The 17,830-nt window shown below is 60.9% G+C and carries 17 protein-coding genes and 1 pseudogene; 2 read left to right on the forward strand and 16 right to left on the reverse strand.

What is annotated here, in order from left to right; genetic code table 11:
• Positions 1-466 precede the first annotated feature (466 nt).
• Positions 467-1,903 carry an alpha/beta fold hydrolase gene (locus FXB40_RS37545; RefSeq protein ID WP_148777315.1) on the forward strand — a complete coding sequence of 479 codons (1,437 nt, stop codon included), beginning with the start codon at positions 467-469 and terminating at the stop codon, positions 1,901-1,903.
• Between the two features lie 627 nt (positions 1,904-2,530).
• Here FXB40_RS37545 and FXB40_RS37550 read toward each other — a convergent pair.
• From FXB40_RS37550 to FXB40_RS37620, 15 genes and pseudogenes are all read right to left on the reverse strand, one after another.
• Positions 2,531-3,688 carry an LPD7 domain-containing protein gene (locus FXB40_RS37550; RefSeq protein WP_148777316.1) on the reverse strand — a complete coding sequence of 386 codons (1,158 nt, stop codon included), beginning with the start codon at positions 3,686-3,688 and terminating at the stop codon, positions 2,531-2,533.
• Positions 3,672-5,618 carry a type IV secretory system conjugative DNA transfer family protein gene (locus tag FXB40_RS37555; protein WP_148777317.1) on the reverse strand — a complete coding sequence of 649 codons (1,947 nt, stop codon included), beginning with the start codon at positions 5,616-5,618 and terminating at the stop codon, positions 3,672-3,674. The genes FXB40_RS37550 and FXB40_RS37555 overlap by 17 nt, the downstream gene beginning before the upstream one ends.
• Positions 5,584-6,615 (reverse strand): P-type DNA transfer ATPase VirB11, encoded by a 1,032-nt coding sequence (virB11, locus tag FXB40_RS37560; RefSeq protein ID WP_148777318.1) that lies wholly within the window; start codon positions 6,613-6,615, stop codon positions 5,584-5,586. Before virB11 ends, FXB40_RS37555 begins: the two co-directional genes overlap by 35 nt.
• Positions 6,612-7,757: a type IV secretion system protein VirB10 gene (gene virB10, locus FXB40_RS37565; protein WP_148777319.1), complete on the reverse strand. Its 1,146-nt coding sequence runs from the start codon at positions 7,755-7,757 to the stop codon at positions 6,612-6,614. The genes virB11 and virB10 overlap by 4 nt, the downstream gene beginning before the upstream one ends.
• Positions 7,758-7,768: 11 nt before the next feature.
• Complete coding sequence (gene virB9, locus FXB40_RS37570; RefSeq protein WP_148777320.1) at positions 7,769-8,620, reverse strand: P-type conjugative transfer protein VirB9; 852 nt, start codon at positions 8,618-8,620, stop codon at positions 7,769-7,771.
• Complete coding sequence (locus FXB40_RS37575; protein ID WP_148777321.1) at positions 8,617-9,288, reverse strand: VirB8 family type IV secretion system protein; 672 nt, start codon at positions 9,286-9,288, stop codon at positions 8,617-8,619. Before FXB40_RS37575 ends, virB9 begins: the two co-directional genes overlap by 4 nt.
• Before the next feature lie 349 nt (positions 9,289-9,637).
• Complete coding sequence (locus tag FXB40_RS37585; RefSeq protein WP_148777323.1) at positions 9,638-10,621, reverse strand: TrbL/VirB6 family protein; 984 nt, start codon at positions 10,619-10,621, stop codon at positions 9,638-9,640.
• 11 nt (positions 10,622-10,632) lie between these two features.
• Entirely contained in the window at positions 10,633-10,878 is a 246-nt protein-coding gene (locus FXB40_RS37590) for an EexN family lipoprotein (RefSeq protein WP_148777324.1), read from the reverse strand.
• Positions 10,875-11,138, reverse strand: coding sequence for a type IV secretion system protein (locus tag FXB40_RS50005; protein WP_283813008.1), 264 nt, complete (start codon positions 11,136-11,138; stop codon positions 10,875-10,877). The genes FXB40_RS37590 and FXB40_RS50005 overlap by 4 nt, the downstream gene beginning before the upstream one ends.
• A gap of 122 nt (positions 11,139-11,260) precedes the next feature.
• Positions 11,261-11,635 (reverse strand): annotated as a pseudogene (locus FXB40_RS50010) (type IV secretion system protein); the annotation flags it as partial.
• Entirely contained in the window at positions 11,593-13,959 is a 2,367-nt protein-coding gene (locus FXB40_RS37600) for a VirB4 family type IV secretion/conjugal transfer ATPase (protein ID WP_148777325.1), read from the reverse strand. The gene FXB40_RS37600 and the pseudogene FXB40_RS50010, both read right to left, overlap by 43 nt.
• Entirely contained in the window at positions 13,952-14,290 is a 339-nt protein-coding gene (locus FXB40_RS37605; RefSeq protein ID WP_148777326.1) for a VirB3 family type IV secretion system protein, read from the reverse strand. Before FXB40_RS37605 ends, FXB40_RS37600 begins: the two co-directional genes overlap by 8 nt.
• Positions 14,290-14,586 (reverse strand): TrbC/VirB2 family protein, encoded by a 297-nt coding sequence (locus tag FXB40_RS37610; RefSeq protein ID WP_148777327.1) that lies wholly within the window; start codon positions 14,584-14,586, stop codon positions 14,290-14,292. Before FXB40_RS37610 ends, FXB40_RS37605 begins: the two co-directional genes overlap by 1 nt.
• Before the next feature lie 76 nt (positions 14,587-14,662).
• Positions 14,663-15,232, reverse strand: coding sequence for a lysozyme family protein (locus FXB40_RS37615; RefSeq protein ID WP_148777328.1), 570 nt, complete (start codon positions 15,230-15,232; stop codon positions 14,663-14,665).
• Positions 15,233-15,272: 40 nt separating this feature from the next.
• Entirely contained in the window at positions 15,273-15,908 is a 636-nt protein-coding gene (locus tag FXB40_RS37620) for an acyl-homoserine-lactone synthase (RefSeq protein WP_148777329.1), read from the reverse strand.
• 412 nt (positions 15,909-16,320) lie between these two features.
• Between FXB40_RS37620 and FXB40_RS37625 the strand changes: the two genes are divergently transcribed.
• Positions 16,321-17,157 (forward strand): helix-turn-helix transcriptional regulator, encoded by an 837-nt coding sequence (locus FXB40_RS37625; RefSeq protein ID WP_246208230.1) that lies wholly within the window; start codon positions 16,321-16,323, stop codon positions 17,155-17,157.
• On the opposite strand, the gene FXB40_RS37630 is transcribed toward FXB40_RS37625, so the two are convergent.
• On the reverse strand, positions 17,130-17,387 hold the full coding sequence (locus FXB40_RS37630) for a WGR domain-containing protein (RefSeq protein ID WP_148777330.1): 258 nt from the start codon (positions 17,385-17,387) through the stop codon (positions 17,130-17,132). The genes FXB40_RS37625 and FXB40_RS37630 overlap by 28 nt on opposite strands.
• Positions 17,388-17,830: the final 443 nt, after the last annotated feature.

Below are 17,830 nucleotides of genomic sequence, written 5' to 3' on the forward strand. Positions count from 1 at the left end.
CGAGGAGGGTATCTATCACGCACTCGCAAAAGGCTTTATCGAGCGAGGTTCGTCGACTTCCGCTAAATGATTGATCGACGAGTCGGATTTCACCATCCAGGTCACCAAATGTACGATGATAAACTCCTATTATGGCTTTCAGTGGCCGTGGGCGTCTTCGTGGTCGGGTTCTCGCTCTACCTTCTCCACTTCATTTTCTCTTAGATTGGAGCCCGTTGGGGTCTGTTGTCGCGGGCCGTGGTTTCGCCTGCTGGCCCATCGCGACGTAGCGTTGCCCGATGGCGAACTTGGCTTTGTATCAAATGTCTGCTTCGCGCCGAGACGGTCTTAAGTCTCGATAACTGGACGTTACCGATGGCAAAGGCCGGTTGGAGCCGACAGCAGACGTCCGCAGACGGCCCGCTGCGGCCTTGTCGCGGCCACTGATTGCGGGCAGACTAGTAGTGACACGAGAGGGCAAGGGGCCATGCAGCGCCGGCTTGCAGCCATTCTAGCGGCGGACGTGGTCGGCTATAGCCGACTGATGGGCGTCGACGAGATTGGGACTCTCAATTCCCTCAAATCACACCGCCGCGAACTGGTCGACTGCGGCATTTCCGAGCACCACGGCCGCATCGTCAAAACCACCGGCGACGGGATGCTCGTGGAATTTGCCAGCGTCGTGGATGCAGTCGCCTGCGCGGTCAAGATCCAGCACACTATGGTCGGGCGCAACGCAGGCGTCGCTGCGGAGCGACAGATCGTATTCCGGATTGGGATCAACGTCGGCGACATCATTATCGACGGCGACGATATCTTCGGCGACGGCGTCAACATCGCGGCGCGCCTGGAAACGCTCTGCGAACCCGGCGGAGTATGCATATCAAGGGCGGCGAACGACCAGATCCGAGATAAGCTGTCGATGGCCTTCGCCGATCTGGGCGAGCAGGCCGTAAAGAATATCTCGCGTGCGGTCGGCGTGTTCGGGCTCACTGCCAAGGACATCGAGGCAATTCCGGACGCCGCGATTCTCTCGTCTGCGGACGAAACGGTGGCGACGTCGACCGTTAGCCACAAGCAGGAAATCCACTTCTGCCAGACCCGCGACGGCGTGCAGCTGGCCTACGCCCGGATGGGCCAGGGGCATCCGCTGGTAAAGACCGGGCACTGGATGACCCACATCGAATTCGACTTCGAAAGTCCGATCTGGCGCCATCTTTATCAGGAATTGTCCCGCGAGCACGATTTCGTCCGATACGACGCAAGGGGAAATGGGCTGTCGGATCGTGAGGTCCCGGACGTTACATTCGAGCGGTTCGTGGACGACCTCGAAACGGTGGTCGACGCCGCGGGCATCGGACGGTTCGCGCTGCTGGGCATATCGCAGGGATGCGCGGTTTCGATCGCCTACGCGGTGCGGCGTCCGGAGCGGGTGTCGCATCTAATTCTCTACGGAGGTTACGCCGTCGGCTGGAAGAAGCGCGCCAGGACCGAGGCGGAGAAGGCGGCCGGAGATGCGATGTTGACGCTGATGCGGCTGGGATGGGGGCAAGAGAATCCAGCCTTCAGGCAGATGTTCACATCCCAGTTTATTCCGGACGCGAACAAGGAGCAGGCTGACTGGTTCAACGAGTTCCAGCGGATCTCGAGCTCAGCCGAAGACGCCGCGCGCAATCTTTTGGCGAATGGCAACGTGGAAATCAGTTCGCTGCTTCCGCAGGTCAAGGTACCCACTCTCGTCATGCACTGCCGCAACGACGCGAGGGTGCCGTTCGAAGCCGGCCGCCGACTGGCCGCGGGGATTCCGGGCGCCCGCTTCGTTCCGCTCGAGGGCCGGAACCACATCATGCTTGAAGGCGAGCCGGCTTTGGTGCGGTTTCTCGATGAGTTACGGTCGTTCCTGGCCTCCGATACTAAACACTAACATTGGGTACTGGGCTGACCAAAATGCGTCGCGGGTTTTCTTTCATGTCTGTCCTCGGCCCGTAGCCGATTTCATGGATCGAATGTCTGCTTCGCGTCGAGAGCGGTCCTAGATCTCGATAATCACGCCTTTCGTGAGTGAGCCAATGGTAGATGTAGAGGTCAATCAGCGAAAGCGTAGCTAGCGACCGTAGCTTCGATAAGAGGCAACATCATCTCCCCCGGAAAGTACAAAAACTTCCAGGGCATAGCGCTGTTGGTGAGGAGGAGCGGTGATCCGCCCAGCGCCGAACTCTGACAAGGCGCTTCCAAGTTGCAGGTCAAGATGCAAACCCCTTTCCCATCACTTGGCTCTCAGGCCGACGACGCTTCTCGGGATAGCAATCCACTTCTATCGCGATGGCCAACGCAATCTTCGCTAGATTTTCTTTGATCTCTCGGCGCACACGTCGTGCACACGCCGCCATCTAACTAATTGAAAGAATTAAACTCTCGCTCCAATCCGTCATCGGAGAAATCGAGTTCACCGGTTGCGGTAAGGGCGGGCCGGTCGCAGAAAGACGCCGCAACGTCGCCGATCGAGACGACCAGCCTACGCTGCAGTAGCCCTACATGTGGAACGGAAAAGTCAGCGTTCTTGCTCCTTCATTCTTAGCCGCCCTTCACGCGCCTCGCCTTTCTGGGTTCCCGGTCGGTGACGGTCCTGAACAGGTTCTAGAACCGTCGCTCGCGCAAACGAATGCCCGTTCTTTAGATGCTGGGCGATGCGCTCCTTGGCGAACGCCATAATGCTCTGGCGAGCATTTTCATCGTTCGGCAGAGCGCGTTCGAGAAGCTTGTTGATGATGACAATCTGGGATTGGGCCGCGAGCAGGTCGGAATCATGCGCAGCCGCCGGTCGGTCTGCACGGCGTGCCTCCACGGTCACACTCCACCTGTTGCGCCACATCTGCCGCCGTTCAATGCCAGCAAGGCCTGTGGCGGCGTCTGTGAACTTGATCGCCCTGATGACGGGCTCGACGCCTTCCCTGCGCATAAGGATGCGGTCGCCAGGCTTGCCGCCACTGTCTGCGACGTCCTTTTCAAGGCCGACGCCCCACAACTGATGGCGCCGGCCATCATCCAGTTCGATGGCTATATAGGTTGATGGCTCCGCGTCGGGGCGGTTGCGGTAGGCGCCATGACCGACCTCCATCAGACGTCCGGAAACACCCTTGTCGTAGTCGAGCCTATCTGGCCGCAGCGGCTTGTCCGGAGTCGAGCGAGCGTCTACCTCGTTGGTCCGGGCCTGGGCTCGTTCCCATGCCGCTCGTCGATCAGCGAGCGCCTGGTTATCAAGCTCAGTTGGCTGATACCCCTTCACATCCATGAAGTGCGCGCGTGCCTCGAGCCAAGCCTCGCGTCGGAACTCGACGGAACCACGGACGTGAAGGGCGTCCCACTGGCGATGTTGTGCCACGCTGACCATGTCTCGGATCACTTCGGCGGCAGCTATGCGGGTGACCAGGCGATCGTCAGTCGTCTTGAACGCGAGGTACTCTTTCCGCTCATCGGCATAGAGCCGCGCCTCGCGGTCAGATCCATCCTTTCCGGATTCGCTGGCGACCACGTAATATTTCCGACGGATACGGTCCGGAAACCCACTATCGGTGACCTCCGCGGATGAAGGCTTGTTGGGGGCTGTTGCTATGGACTCGTCTTCTCCCTTTTCTCGGGCGGAAGCGCGCCCCGCGCGACGTTGCCGCCCCAGGCTGAATTCCTCGCCAGAGTCATGCTTGTCGTTCATGCTGCTCACCCTTCTGCCTGCGGCCGGTCCGCCGCGGCGGCGGAATGACCTGAGCGTCGATGTAGTTCAGGGTCCAGGCTTTCAGGTCGTCTTCGGAGAGGCCTTCAAGGTCGATATCCACGTCCCCGAAATCGAAACTTGCGTCGGCAGGGATCGTCGAAGGATCGGCGACCTCCTCGTCGGTCATCGGTCGCGACCGAAATACCATGCGGAGCTCAGCGACTTCGGACCGAAGCTCTTTGATCTCTGCCTCAATCAGCGCATTCGAACGGCCTTTGGGCATCTCCGAAACAGGCGGCGGGAGCAGACGCCGCAGGAAAGCCTTGTCTTCGTAATACACGATCTTGTCGGTGATGACGGGCGGCAGCCCCGAGGCTAGGATGAAGGCCTTGGACCTAGGCAAGAGTTTCAATTCCTGCGGCAACATCAGGGCGCGACGATGCTCGGAGATCGTCTCGCTGGTCGAGCGCGTCGCAAGCCCTTTTGGTCCGCTGCGGCTGCGCGCCTTCACGGTGTCGTAGCCGATGCGCTCTGAGAGCTCATTGGCCACGTCCTGCTCCTTCGGGGCGAAGACGACCTCGACGGCGTGGTTCGTTATGAAGTTGCGGGCGGCATCGATGCCGTAGATCGCGCGCAGTTGCGCTGGGCTCTGTATCACGGTGAGAAGGCGGATGCCGTATCCGGCGATGAACGCGACCGATTTCGCAAGCACATTGACATTGCCCAGCGCTGGAAACTCATCGAGCAAGAGCAGCACCTTGCGATTGAGTTTGGAATTCTGCTCCGGCAGTTCGCGAGTATTGAGATCGACCACCTGCTGGAAGAACAGATTGAGAAGCGGCGCCATGCGGTCGAGATTGTCTGGCGTGACGCCGAGATAGATCGACATCGGCCGTTGCCGCAGCTGCCGCAAATCAAAATCGTTGGTCGATGTCGCTGCATCGATGCGGGGGTTGAGCCAGAGACCGAGCCTTGCGGTAACGGTCTTGCGCACCGAATTCATGGTGTTTTCGGAGGCGGCGAGAAAGTCGTTCAACGCGGTGACACAATGTCGCGACAGTGGCGAAGGACCGGACTTGCGAGCGGCGATAGTCTTCGCGAAATGCGTCTTGAGGTCAGGGGCCGCGGACAACTGGTGCAGGATCTCGCCAATCGTCAAGGGCAAGCCTGGCGTTTCCGCGACATAGCCTCCGACAGCCACAAAAGCCGACCGTGCCGCCTCGAACCAGAACGGATCGCCACGGCTTTCGGCCGGAAACAGCATCACCGCGATGCGCTGCAAATCGTCATAGAGATCGGCGGGATCGCTGCGCACATAACCTAATGGATTATAGCGCGCCGTGCGGCCGCTCTCCTCGAGCGGGTCGAACAGATGGACCTCTTGCCCATGCGCTGCACGAAATCCCGCCGAGCAATCCCAGTTCTCCTTCTTCACATCCAGCACGACAACTGAATCCGGCCAATTGAGCAGGTTCGGAATGACATAGCCGACACCTTTGCCGGCGCGAGTTGGCGCGTAGATCAGCACGTGTTCCGATCCGCCAAAACAGAGCAGTTTGCCGTCCTTGCGGCCGAGCAGCACGCCTTCCTTGGATCGCAGGCCGGCGGCCTTGATCTCGCGCTCCAAGGCGAAACGGGCGCTGCCATGAAGCGGCAGAGGTCGCTGCCGGAGGATAGCGCCGAGCAGGCCAAAGACGACGATCACCCCGGCTAGAGTTGAGAGCGTCAGCCAGCGGTCAAAGCGTGGGTCAGTGCCGTACCGGGGCCAGCCCGTGGCGATCTCGGACCAATGGATGCCTCCGTCGTGATGCCTGAGCCCGAGCAGCAGAATATTTGAGGCGACCAGCAGAAACAGCCCGATTGCGCCGACCGCAAGCGCAGTACCGAGCGCGAACCTAGTGGGCGTGGTCGCGTTTGCGAACGGGGTCATAATAGATTTCCGAGATGCGGTACCGGCCGTCTCGCTTCTGCATCTGGACGACGACGTCGACCAGAAGCAGCAGGAGCGAGCGGATATCGTCGCGATGAAGGTCACGGCCTTCCGCACTTTCCTTCACCAACAAGGTCAGTTGCTCGAAGGCGAGCCGGGCGCTATCGGCGTGGACCGTCGTGATGGACCCCGGATGTCCGGAGTTCACATTCCTCAAATAGAAGAACGCGATCCCATCCCGAAGCTCCTGCAGCAGGATCCGATCTGGCCGCATCCGCAAGCACGACTCGAGCAGTTCGCGCGGTCCGATCCTGGCGACGCCCTGCCCGTCCTTGGCATAGAGCAGCCGCACGCAATTCTGGTGCGGGATGACAAGCTCGGCGGTGTCCTCGATCGTGATGAGCCGCTCATGCGCCGGGATCGCCGCGATCAGCGCCTTGGACAGGGTGGTTTTGCCGGAGCCGGTCGCTCCAGAAATGAGAATGTTGCGGCGGCTCCGCACCGCGAGCTCGAGGAACTCGCGCCAGGCGCCGGCCTCTTTCAGGGCAAGCAAGCGATGCTCGTCAGGGCGGAGCTCATTCCCCGTGACACGGACCTCGTCGAACAGTCTTGCCTGCTCGAAGGCGTCAAGCGTCATGGTCAGGGTCGATGGCTTGCGGATTGTCAGGCTGATCGTCCCGGGCGGCACAGCCGGCGGGACCACGATCTGACAGCGCTCCTCGCCGATCAAGCTGGTCGAGACGACCGGATGCTCCGGACCGATGTCCTGGCGGGTATGACCGGCCGCGGCAGTCGCCAGATGCGACAGATAAGCGTGCGTCAACGTCGGCGCGTCATGGCGGGTCCAACCGCCCGGCCCTTCCACGAAGATCTCGCCCGGGCGGTTGACGACGATTTCGGTCAGGGTCTCGTCCGCCAGGTATGGTGCCAGCGGCTCCAGATAGCGCTCCAGGACCAGGCGGCCACCGTCGCGTTCGCTCGATGCACCCGCGCTCATTTCGTCACCACGGCCGGGGCCACGATGGTTCCAGGGATGGTGCGGTCGAGAATCTGGGTCCGGGCCTCAATTCGCCGAAGTTGGTAGACCGAGGAGAAATCGACGTCGCGCGCAACAAAGATGTTCACGAGTTCGCCCTGGTTCTTGTTCAGCGTCGGCGGGATGTTGATCGACTGCTCAACCGCAATAGCGGCGGCGGTGTTGGTAGCGCCCGCGGTGTTGTTGATCTGGATGGAGCCGTCCTGCATCTGCTGACGACCGATCGATGAGGCATCGCTGACGATCGAGAGCAGGAGCGCCGACCCGAACCGCTCAAAGAAGTGGGTGTCAATGTCGCCGTCGAAGCCGGCGCGGCCCAGCGCATCGGTGGCCGGCGATGACAGTGCTGCAATCACGCCGGTCGGCGTCTTGGCGCGGGTCCACAGCACGAACAGGCGCTTTGAGCCGCGCCGCATATTGCCGCGATACTCGCCAACGACCTGCGTGCCTTTTTCCATGAGCACCACGTTGCCGGAATCCGACATCACGTCCCGTATGACGACGCAGGAGACGAAGCCGGCCACATCAGACGACATCGCAGTCTCCAGTACGCACGGAATTGAAGTACCCTGGGTGACCAGCAGATTGCGGTTGGGAAGCCGCGCGGCGCGTACGCCATCGATCGGCGTAGGTTTCAGCTTGTCGGCAAGGTCGTTGCGCGGCTCGCCCCGTCCAAACCCATAGGGATCGGCAATGACACTTCCGGTCACGCTATCGCGGGCGGGAGGCCCGGAAGAAATCGGCCTATTATACGCCAGCACTGGGGCGCGCCGGGCGCTCTCCAGCAGCTGGTCGGAGGCGGGTGCCGGCGCCGCTGGCGCAGCTGCGACCGGCGTGGCTGCAATTGAAGCCGTGATGATTGGTGCGGACGGCGGTTCCGGTGCGGGCTCGAACGCCGCCGCCGGCCGGATCATGAGCTTGCGGGCGGAATCGCTCACTGGCTTATCGCTCTTCCAGGTGCTCCAGATGATTAGAAAGGCAAAAGCGGTCAGCGCCAGCGCGCCGAAGCCGCGCTTGAGCATCGCCGCTCGACCATTGTCCCCGCCTCCCACGGGGGTAATGCCGCGGTCGCCGGCAATCGTCTCATCGTGATGCTCGGTCATGTCGCGCCCGCCTATCGTGACTTCAGGGATGGAGGTGATTTCTTCGCCCGCCGCTCGATCGAGGGGCTGGTGGTATTGGTACCGGGGTTGATCCCCACCGCGTCGAATGCCTCGTTAAAAATGCAGAGCACGTTGCCTCCTTTGCGCAGCCGAAACTCTCGTGCTGTGGCATGGACGACCACGAGCTCGCCGCGGACGTCCTTGGGCACCAGGCTTTCCGAGCCGTCTGAGTTGATCAGGTAGATCGCCGGAACTTCGCGGTTGCCCGCGAAGCGGAAAGTGGTCTCCTTGCCGTCATCGAACACGGCTTCCGGCTCGAGGTCGACCGATCCCTGCGCCGAAAAGCGCCAGTTGCGCGCCCCATAGGCATGATGCAAGTCGAAGGTCTGCTCGATCAGCGCGCCTTCCCGCTCGGCGCCACGCGCGGCCGCTTCCATGCGTCGGCGCTCAATCTCGTCACCGGGATAGGCGAAGCGCACAACGAAATAACTGTCCGCAAGCGTGGTCTCGGCGATCGACAGTTCGAACTGGTAAGAGCGCTTGCGGCCGTCGGGGCGGGTGGTCACAACCTGCAGATTGGTCGGCGGATGCTTTTCCCGAGGCTTGAGGAATAGGATCGAACCCGCCGGTGCGACTTCCCATGCGACGGAGTCGCCGATCGCGACATGCGCGACCTCCTCGTCATCAGCAAACAAAATCTGGGTTGAGGCCCGGATGACGCCGTTGACCCGCACCACGTTGGCCGGATCGTAAGTGACCGTGCGCACGCGCGCGTCGCGTTGACCAGGTGCGGGCTGCTGCAGTGCCAGCGCCGGCCCAGGGAATGCCAGCGCAAAGATCATCAAAAGGACGGAACGTTTCATGGCACGACCTCCGGGTCGGCGCGATATTCCGAAACCAGAAAGCCGAGGGGATTAATGAGACGGTCGGCGGAGGACATTGGCGCGCTGGCGTAGGAGAACGTCAGCGTCGAGACCCAATGGGTGATGCGGGTTTCCTCGCCCTTGCGGCTCTCCTTCATGAACCGCACGGATGCGACATTGTCGGCCAGCAGCGAGATCGCCTTGATGCGTACGGTGGCGACCCCGAAGCGGCCTTGGACGACCTGCGGGCTTTCGGGATTGGAGCCGCGGTACCATGCCGCGAAACGGGCTTGCTCGCCCGCCCCGGACAGCAAGGAGATGGTTCGAAAGTTGGATTCCGCCTCCGGATAGCTGTAGCCCTCGCGCGCACGAACGTAGCGTCCGAGAAAATACTTGGTCACGGCCTCATCGTAGCGCGCCGGCGTCGATTTGAGCGCGGAGACCGTATCAACAATGCCGGTGGCATTATCGACCCGGATGACGAACGGCTCGACTGTTTTGAGTGGCGCAAGGGCTGCGACCGCACCGACCGAGGCGGCCGCCAATACACAGGCACCCGCGGCGATCACCCATGCCGTTCGGCGCGAACGATGGGCCGACAGCAACAGATCCTGTTCCCACCGGCGCGCGTTGTCGAAATAGGTCTTCAGATCATCCTGCCGGACCATCTCACGCCTCCCTGCCGCAGGCACGGTAAGAGGCTGCAATGTCCAACCGAGAGCTCGAATTGGCGGTATGGCTGGATGGCGCGGACGGGCCGGCCTCGCCTTTGCGGATGATGGGTGCTGGCGCCGACGGCGGAATTGGCGGCTCGGGCGCGGCCAATGGCGTGCCGTTCTCCCAATCCCAAAGTGAACGATTGAGCGGTCGGCGTGTCAAACCGTCACAGGACGGCGGCCCCTTTGACCAGTTCGCGCAACCCCCAAGCTGCCATGCGATAACGCAAATGATGAATAGTCGACGCCACATCGTTCTGATGCCCCTGTCTTTCTTGTCGCCTGATGCGGCGATCTTTGCTTACGCTGTAGTGCCCTGGGATCGGACCCGCCGCATACTGCCGCCCTGCCGGCTGCCTCTGACTGCGGCGAGACCGCGGCTCGCCGACCAGCGGGCGCCGGCGTAGGCGCCGCCCGCTGCCGCCGTGGCATTGGCAATCAGGGGACTTGTGACCAGCCGGCTTGCGAGCGATGCTCCACCCCCGGCAAGACCGCCTGCGATGATCGGCAGTTGCAGCGAGATGTATCCGGACAGACCGAGCACGGCGCTAATCGCAACTGCGGCCACTACCATCTCGCCGGCTGTGCCCGCATTGGCTGCGAACCTGTCGATGAAGCCGCTGACGGTGCTTAACATCAGTCCGACCAGCGCGACCACCAGCACCAACAGGATTACGAAATTCGCGACCTGCCGAAGCCAGGCTTCCGTAAACGGCCGCGTCGCCTCAAATAGCCCCAGCGCAATGAAGATCGGTCCGAGCGCTATGACGACGCCAAGACCAACTTTCGCGTAAAGCAGGATGGCAAACTGCAAGAAAGAACCAACCGCCACGAAGACCAGGAGAATGGCGGCAATCAGCGCCGGCGCGATGTTGGTCAGACCGGCTTGTTCGTAGATCTTGTTCGCAACGTCGATCCCTTTAGAGAGAAGCTGATCGAAAGGAGCTCCGGAGCTGGTATTTAGTCCTGAGCCCGCTAACGCATTGCCGATTTCCTTGGGCAAGGAGTCGAAGAACAGGCCCGTGACGTATTGCTGGAACGCGTTAGAATTGGTCGCGAGCAGAACCACGACCACGATCCGCATGGCCCGCCATGCGAATTCCATGATCGGTTCGGAAATCGCGCCGCGCATCACAGCAAAACCGTAGAGGACCACATAGAGCATCACGGCGACGCGCAGCGGGCCATCGATGTACGACGCGAGATTCGACACGGAGGTCGACACGAAGGCCGTAATGGGTTGCTCGAATTCCTTCAGGAAACTGTCAAAGACGTTTATGGCCATGGCGGCGGTCCTTACTTCAGGGCGTCTTTCATTTCTTGGATGGTGACCTTGTTACGCGCTTCATTCGCGTTGACGCAGTCGGGCGTGTTCCCACGTTCGCCTGGGTTATCGCGGCACGCCTTGAGCGTTGCTTGAAGCTCGTCCCGATGCTCGAAAAACCAGCTGACGGTCTTCGTCTGCTGGGTCGTATCGGATTCGTTACAACCCGTAAGAGCGGCGGCAACAGCGATCAGCAGAATGGATGCTCTCAGTCTCATTGCAGCGCCGCTTTCATTTCATCGACCAGTTGACGCTGCTTTTCGCGCTCCCGTTGCCCGTCCATGTCTGTGCGAGCCTGCTGGATCATCGCGAGGCCCTGCATCCGGAGCACATCGTTCTGCAGCAGCGCCTGTTCGGCCTGCAGCCGGGCTGACAAATCCAATGTCTCCTTGACGTCGGTCGCCGAACTGATGCGAGTTCTGAGTTCCTCAAGTGCATCGATACGCTGCGAAGCCGCGTCATAGACTGCCTGGCCCATGGAGTGCTTGGCGCCGGTCGCGCGATCCGGTCGAGCTCGCTCTGGTAATACGAATTGCCGCTGTTGCCAGCATATGCGCGGTTCTGGGACAGATAGTGGTCGATCGCGTCGGCAAAGTTGCCCCCGCCCTGCCCCGCGACGACGAGACGTTCGATGTCTGAGAACTGTTGGGGCAGAGTTTTCCGGAACTGCGGTGTGTTCAAGAGCGAACCGATGTCGTTGGCGTTGGTCCGCTTATTAAAACTGTCGTAGAGCTGCTTGGCCTGGTTCAATTGATCCTGCGCCACCTTGAGCTGCGACGTCAGGGTATCGACCTGCTTCTTCAGCTCCGTCAGTTGCTCGAATTGCCGCGCGAAGACGTTGGGGTCGAACACAATTTCGGCTGCTGCCGGAGACGCGATCAGGAGGGCTGCGACTGACGCGGAGGCAAGCATCGCCGCCATGCGCTGAACCATCATCGAACTTTCCTCCGCTCCGCGTGAAATACCGGCAGCCATTGGGCCGCATCGCCGCCGACCTCGCTGCGAATGCGATCGAGCAGTTCGACCGTTTCCGTCCGCCCTGACAGCACGGCAAGGGCGTCGTCGAAACCGCCTAGATCAAGTTCCGCCACGACCGAGTTGTGGCCCTGCTTGACGAGAAACCGCCGGCTCTCGGGCGCGAGCTCCTCCTTGATCAGGCGGAATTCAGTGTCAGTCAGATGGAAGCCATCGACATAGTCCGTTCGTGTTCCCCTCGCGTTCGGAAGGAAGATTTGCGTCGGGCATTGCTCGACAATGGTGTGCGCGATCGGCGAGGCCAGCGCATCGCGTGGCGACTGCGTGCCGAACACCATGACGCCATTCTGCTTGCGGATGGTTTTCAGCTTGTTGTTGGCGAGATCCCGAAATGCCTCGTCGCCGAGCGCCTTCCAGAACTCGTCGATGTCGATGATCAGGCGGCGGCCGTCGATCAGCCGCTCGACCCGATGGAAGAGATACATCATCAGCGGCGTGCGAACGGCCGGATGATCGAGGAGATCGGTCATGTCGAACCCGATGAACCCGGCCTCTAACCCGATGGCATCCTGCTCGCCATCGAGCACCCAGCCGAAAGGCGCGCCCCGGCACCATCGCTCCAACCGTGCGCCAATGCCTTCGCGATCTTGCTGGCCGAGAAAGGCCCGCAGCGCCCCGAACGAGCGCTCTGCCTGCCGCAGATGACCCAGAGCTCGTAACCCGGAATCGATCCGCTCCTCCTCGGTCACCGTCAGCGGCCGGTTTTCCGGCGTGACGAGTTTCCGGATGAGTGCGCCGAGGAAGAACAGATTCGCTGGCGTCAGCTCCAAGGCCTTGAGCGGCGCGCAGCCGGTCGCAAGGCCATTATGGAGTGTCAGATAGGTCCCGCCGGCGGCGCGGACGAAAATCTCTGCGCCACGGTCTTTGTCGAAGAAGACATAGGTGGCCCCGAGCCGCTCGGCCTGCGACAGCAGGAAGTTCTGTACGACCGTCTTGCCGGACCCGGACGGACCGCAGATGAAGGTGTTGCCGAGATCGCCGTGATGGAACGAGAAGTAGAACGGCGAGCCGGAGGCTGTTTTGAGCATCGCAACCGCCGGACCCCAATGGTTGTCGGCAGCCCTTCCGGTGGGATAGGTGTGGAACGGGGAGAAAGCCGCGAAATTGCGGGAGCTGATCGCCCCAGTACGTGCCCGATATTTGAACAGACCGGGCAGCTGCGCCCAATAAGCGGCTTCAAGTCCAAGATCTTCGCGCGCGACCACGCTACCGGCATCGGCCAGTGCACGTCGCGCCAGGCTCATATATCCCTGTAGCTGGGAAGGCGTCTCCGCATAGATCAGCAGCGAGAGGTGATGATCGCCGAGCGCGAATCTGTTGGATTCGAGATCGTCGAGCGCATCAGCGAGTTCGTCGATTTGCGAGGCCGCCGGATCCTGCGCCGAGACCAGCTGGTTCTGCTTGCGCGTCAGAACGGTCTTAGCGTCGGCTTTTGAGAGAAACGCAAAAGATTGCGTGAGGATGATCTCGAACGGCGCGGAAAGCAGTGCGTTCAACAGCCCAGGTCTGGTGGACGCTGGATATTCCTTGATCCCGAACATGCCAGCGAAGCGCGATCCGCCGGCACCCCGGATTTCGATGGCTTCGCGGCCGAAGATGACACGATTCGAATAGAGCGCGGGGCCGATCGGCCCTTGCGGCAATGGTACCGGGAGCCACTCCCCGCTTGTGATGGCGTGAAGCAGTTCCATGGGTTCTGAAAACACGATCCCGTTGCGCTCGACTAATCCCATGGTCTGGGCACCGTAACGCTCCAGGGCCGCGACCATGTCGCGCCTGGCATCCTCGAGCCGCTTCAAGGCGTCGTTGTCGACTTCGACGGATTGCGCAGCGCGTCGGCCAAGCTGCTTGAAGAACGCCGCGGCGACGTCCGTGGTGGCGCGGCCGGGATGCCAGACCAGCGTCAGATAGAGATCGTTGCGAAAGAGCGCCTCGTGACGAAGCCGGTCGCGATATTGCGCGTCAAGTGCGGCTGCAAATGTCGAGCGGAACGTACCGACCGGGTAGTCCGACGTTCGACGGCGCACCAGATGGGCCCATAGCGCCAGCCGTGGATCCGCCACGTTGCGCAGCGTGAGGTTCAGCTTGGCGTGAAGGTCGTTCAGATCCGCCGTCTCGGCGGTTTCGAACGAAGTGCCGTCAAGCCTGATCGTCGTGAGCAGCGCTCGTGTCGTGAGACTGATCACCGTATCCGTGACATGCCGGCCGAACGGCAGGTAGACGTCAGGCCCGATCTCTCGGGTCTTCAGCGCTGCGTTACGCATAGCCAAGTTCTCTTGTTCGATATCGCCGAACGAGCTTGAGCGGCGTGCAGGACGATCCGCCCCAAAATGACGCGTTGCGCGTGCGCCCTCGCGTTTCGATCCAGGCAAGCAGAATCCGGAACATGTTGGGGTCGTGGCGGCAGATGATGCGGCAAAGACCATGGATCGGAACCGCGACCAAGCCGTAGAGAATGCTGCCAGCTACTAGAAACAGGATGCAGGAAAACATCACATTGAGCGCCATGGCTTCCATGGTGACGCCAGCAATCATGGCCGGACGCGTGCAGGCCAGGAACAAGGTGTCCTCCGTGAGACGCGGGGCCTCGATCATCAATGCCCCCCGGTCAAGGTCGAGACCACCTCGGAGGCGCCGAAGGTAATGGCGACGCCGAGCACGACGTAGGCGGCCTTGCGCAGATCGAGGTAACCGAACATCCAGGCAATGCCGACGATGATGACGGCCAGCGTTGCCAGCAGGCGGGCGACGTTGCCGGTCAGCATGTTGACGATGTTCTGCAGCACGCCTTCGATATTCGCGGTCTGCGCAAACGCCGGCTCAACCAACGCGACGCTGAGGACGGCCCCCATGCAAAGGAGGGCAGCGGAGTGTTTAAGAGGAGAAGTCATGGCACGGCTCCGATTGGCACTGCAGCCGGACCCAGCCCGGACCGCGGTATTGAGTTGAGATGAAAAACGGCGATCCTCATCGTTCGTAAACAAAGGCTGACGTGCCTATTCGCGAGCGATAAACGTCCCAGGGCCGGCGCTCGCTGGCAGAGGCTGCGGGTGGATTGATCGCCGTATCGCCGGTGGGGCGATTGCGATCGGTGGTCGCCATCGGCTCGATGCGAGGCTCCGAGACGTGACCGGATGTGTTCGGCGCGAAGCTCGCGACAACCTCGGCAATCGCCTGGTCGCGGTCTGCGCGTTTTATGCTCGCCGTTTGCAGTCGCGCATCGAACAGTCTGCCAAGCCCGGCAATGTGCTGGCACGGATCGAAGGTGGTACTAGCCGTCAGCCCGGCGTTTCGTGTTTCCTCCGCATCAAGTTGACCGAGACCCGTTCGGACCTGCTGGCCGGTCGCGATGGCCTCGGTTGCGAGCTGGATGGCTTCGTCACGGTCGGTTGCCTGAATCGGAATCGATTTGCGCCCCTGAATCGTGATCAGCAGCGGCTCGAACGAGCTCGCCTGCCGGACGATTGCCGTCAGCGGCCGAACCATTGCCGTGGGGGCGCATCGTTCGACCAGGGCTGCGAATGCAGCTGGATCCATGCTTGAGAGCCTTCTTGTCAGGAGCCGAAGACGTTGGATGCTAGGCGGCGATCGCCAGGCTTGATGGCGCGTCAATCGCACCCCCTGAAATCTGCCCGGCCGCTCGGATCGCGCCGAGAGCCTCTGCGGTGATGGGCAACAATCCAGCGACGGCTTTCGTCGGCCCGATTTGACGAGGCGTGCCGAGGCGGTCGAGATGCCATCCGGCCCGGCGCAGGATGCGTTCCATGCGCAGATCAGTGACCGTTGCGATGGCCTGAAGGTCGCGCTGCTGACCCCATTCGATCATGGCCGCAAACAGCAGGAACGTCGCCTTGCGCAGACCGTTCTCTGCGGTTGCCGCCACACTCTTGGTGTCAACGCAAAAGCGCGAGCTCTCCCAAATTGTGGTCGCTTTCGGCGCCGGGTTGCCATCCAGCAACACCGGGAACGTATCCGCGAGCATGTTGCGCCCAGTGGTCGGCAGTAGGCGAACACAACCCACGACGTCGGTCTGCTCGAGTGCCAGCAGATATGTCGGCTTGAAGGTGTCGTACTGATCGATCTCCAATCCGTTGGAAACAGAGACCTCCCAGTCGAGCCGATCCTTGAACACGCGCCTTCGCAGGCGATGCATTCCCAGCGTTAGTTCGGAGTCGTGCAGGAGTGCCGCACGGCTACGCACAATGACCTTCATTCTTAACCTCAAACTTACGAATCACAGCTTCGAGATCAAGAAAGCAGCCGCGGTCACGGCGTTGCGCTGTCAGTTCTGACAGGGCGCTATGGATCGTCGGCGCGCGAACCGTATTCGCAGGGCGCGACTAACTTTGGAAACTCTATAAACTCGTGACGCGCATATCTGACAGCGCAAGGAATGGAATTCCTTCACCTCTATGAATGGAGAAAAATTGTTCCCTGGGTGACTCGGTCGGAGGTTGTCCTTCCTCTGTCTGTATTTTCGCGTTTGCCGCTGTAGTTCTGAGGCCGGCAATATCGAATTGTTCGTGCCGCAAAGCTGCCGCAACGTCGCATTACGGACTGCACGTCGAGCGCGAATCGTCAAATTGTTCGCGTTGTGGGAACTAAGAAGTGACTGAAGTAACGCAATGAAAGATCTCAAAAGAACATGCAACGAGTTGGTCGATTGTCTTCATTCTGCCTGTACGGAAGATGATTTTCGGCGCATCGCGGAACGAACCGCACATGCCTTGGGATTCCGGTGGTTCGCCTATTTTGGGCAGCGCGCGAATGGCCCCCATCTGATCTCATCTTATCCGAAGAGCTGGACCAGCCACTATTTCCGCGAAGGCTATCACAACATCGATCCCGTTCTTCAGGAGCCGCGAAACACGAGCCGTGTGTTCCTGTGGGATGGACGTGAGGCGCGAAGCGCAAAGTCGGCGAAAGAGCGCCGTCTGTTTGACGATGCACTCAGCTTCAAGATCAGGACTGGCCTCACGGTTCGCATTCCCTCGAGTCAGAACCAGTTCGCGGCGTTTACGTTGGCGGTGGACGAGCGCAGCCTGGGACTCGAACGTTTCATCGAGACCTCGCAGGACATGTTGGAAATGGTAGGGCACACATACCATGCACATGTGAGTGCCGCTAGAGTTGGATGCACGATCCCGAACGAGCAGCAGGGTTGCGCGCTGACTCAGCGCGAGCGGCAGTGTCTCGGTTGGATTTCTGACGGCAAGACAATGCAAGATGTAGCTGAGCTTCTCGGTATCAAACCGCGAGGCGTGAAGTTTCATTTGGACAATGCCAGGCGAAATCTCGCTGCATCGACCTTTCACACGCTGTGGCGCTTGCGTTTCGACAGGGATTGCTCCCGTAAGCGCAAAACAGCTGTTCGGCTTGTAAGATGTGCCCAGCATCGACCGTTCAATCGGGATGGGAGACTGGGCGGTCGCACTCAGGGCGCGGGATCCTTTGGTACATAACCACGGCGTGCTTTGCGGGCGAGCCAAGCCTCGAGCGCTTCGACGGCCTGGACCCTCCCGGCAAACAGATCCATCCGCCGGCGGCCGCGTTGGCCGAGACGCCCCCATTCGCGCACCAGCGCCGTATCACCGAACAGAGTCGGTTCGATCGTGAGGACATAGAACCTCGCCATATTGGAGGCCGGATCGCACCGTTGGAGCACGAGGTATGGCACTGTGAGTTCGGACATGCGCAAGAATCGCAACTGTCGAAACCGCCGTCCAATTAATTTATCGAATCGATCAGGCCTCTCGATTCAGAATGTTAATACCGGTGATGAAAGCCATTGAGGGTGCTCAACAAGCGGTCTCCGAAACTATAGGGTGTTGTGCGCCTCTGACTGCGAAGAAAGTGGGCGTCGCCCTGCGGGCCGGGCTGGAGGCTGCGCTGAAGCCCCGCGAGCGGGTCTTCCCCCTTTACGGGCTGCCATCCCTGACGCGAAACGGCCCGAGTCCCCGAACAAGACAGCGGCTGAGTCATCGAAAGCTACCGTATATTCGCGTCGGACCTTTCGCAGAGCAACCTCCAGGTGGGCAAATCCACTTTCGCTCCCGACAAAAGGACGGCGGCAGTTCTCGCTGTCAATCAGACTAACACTGCGTCCGATGGACGAAAGATGTGCGCGCTGGCTCG

Source organism: Bradyrhizobium rifense (genome assembly GCF_008123425.1).
GTDB lineage: Bacteria > Pseudomonadota > Alphaproteobacteria > Rhizobiales > Xanthobacteraceae > Bradyrhizobium > Bradyrhizobium rifense.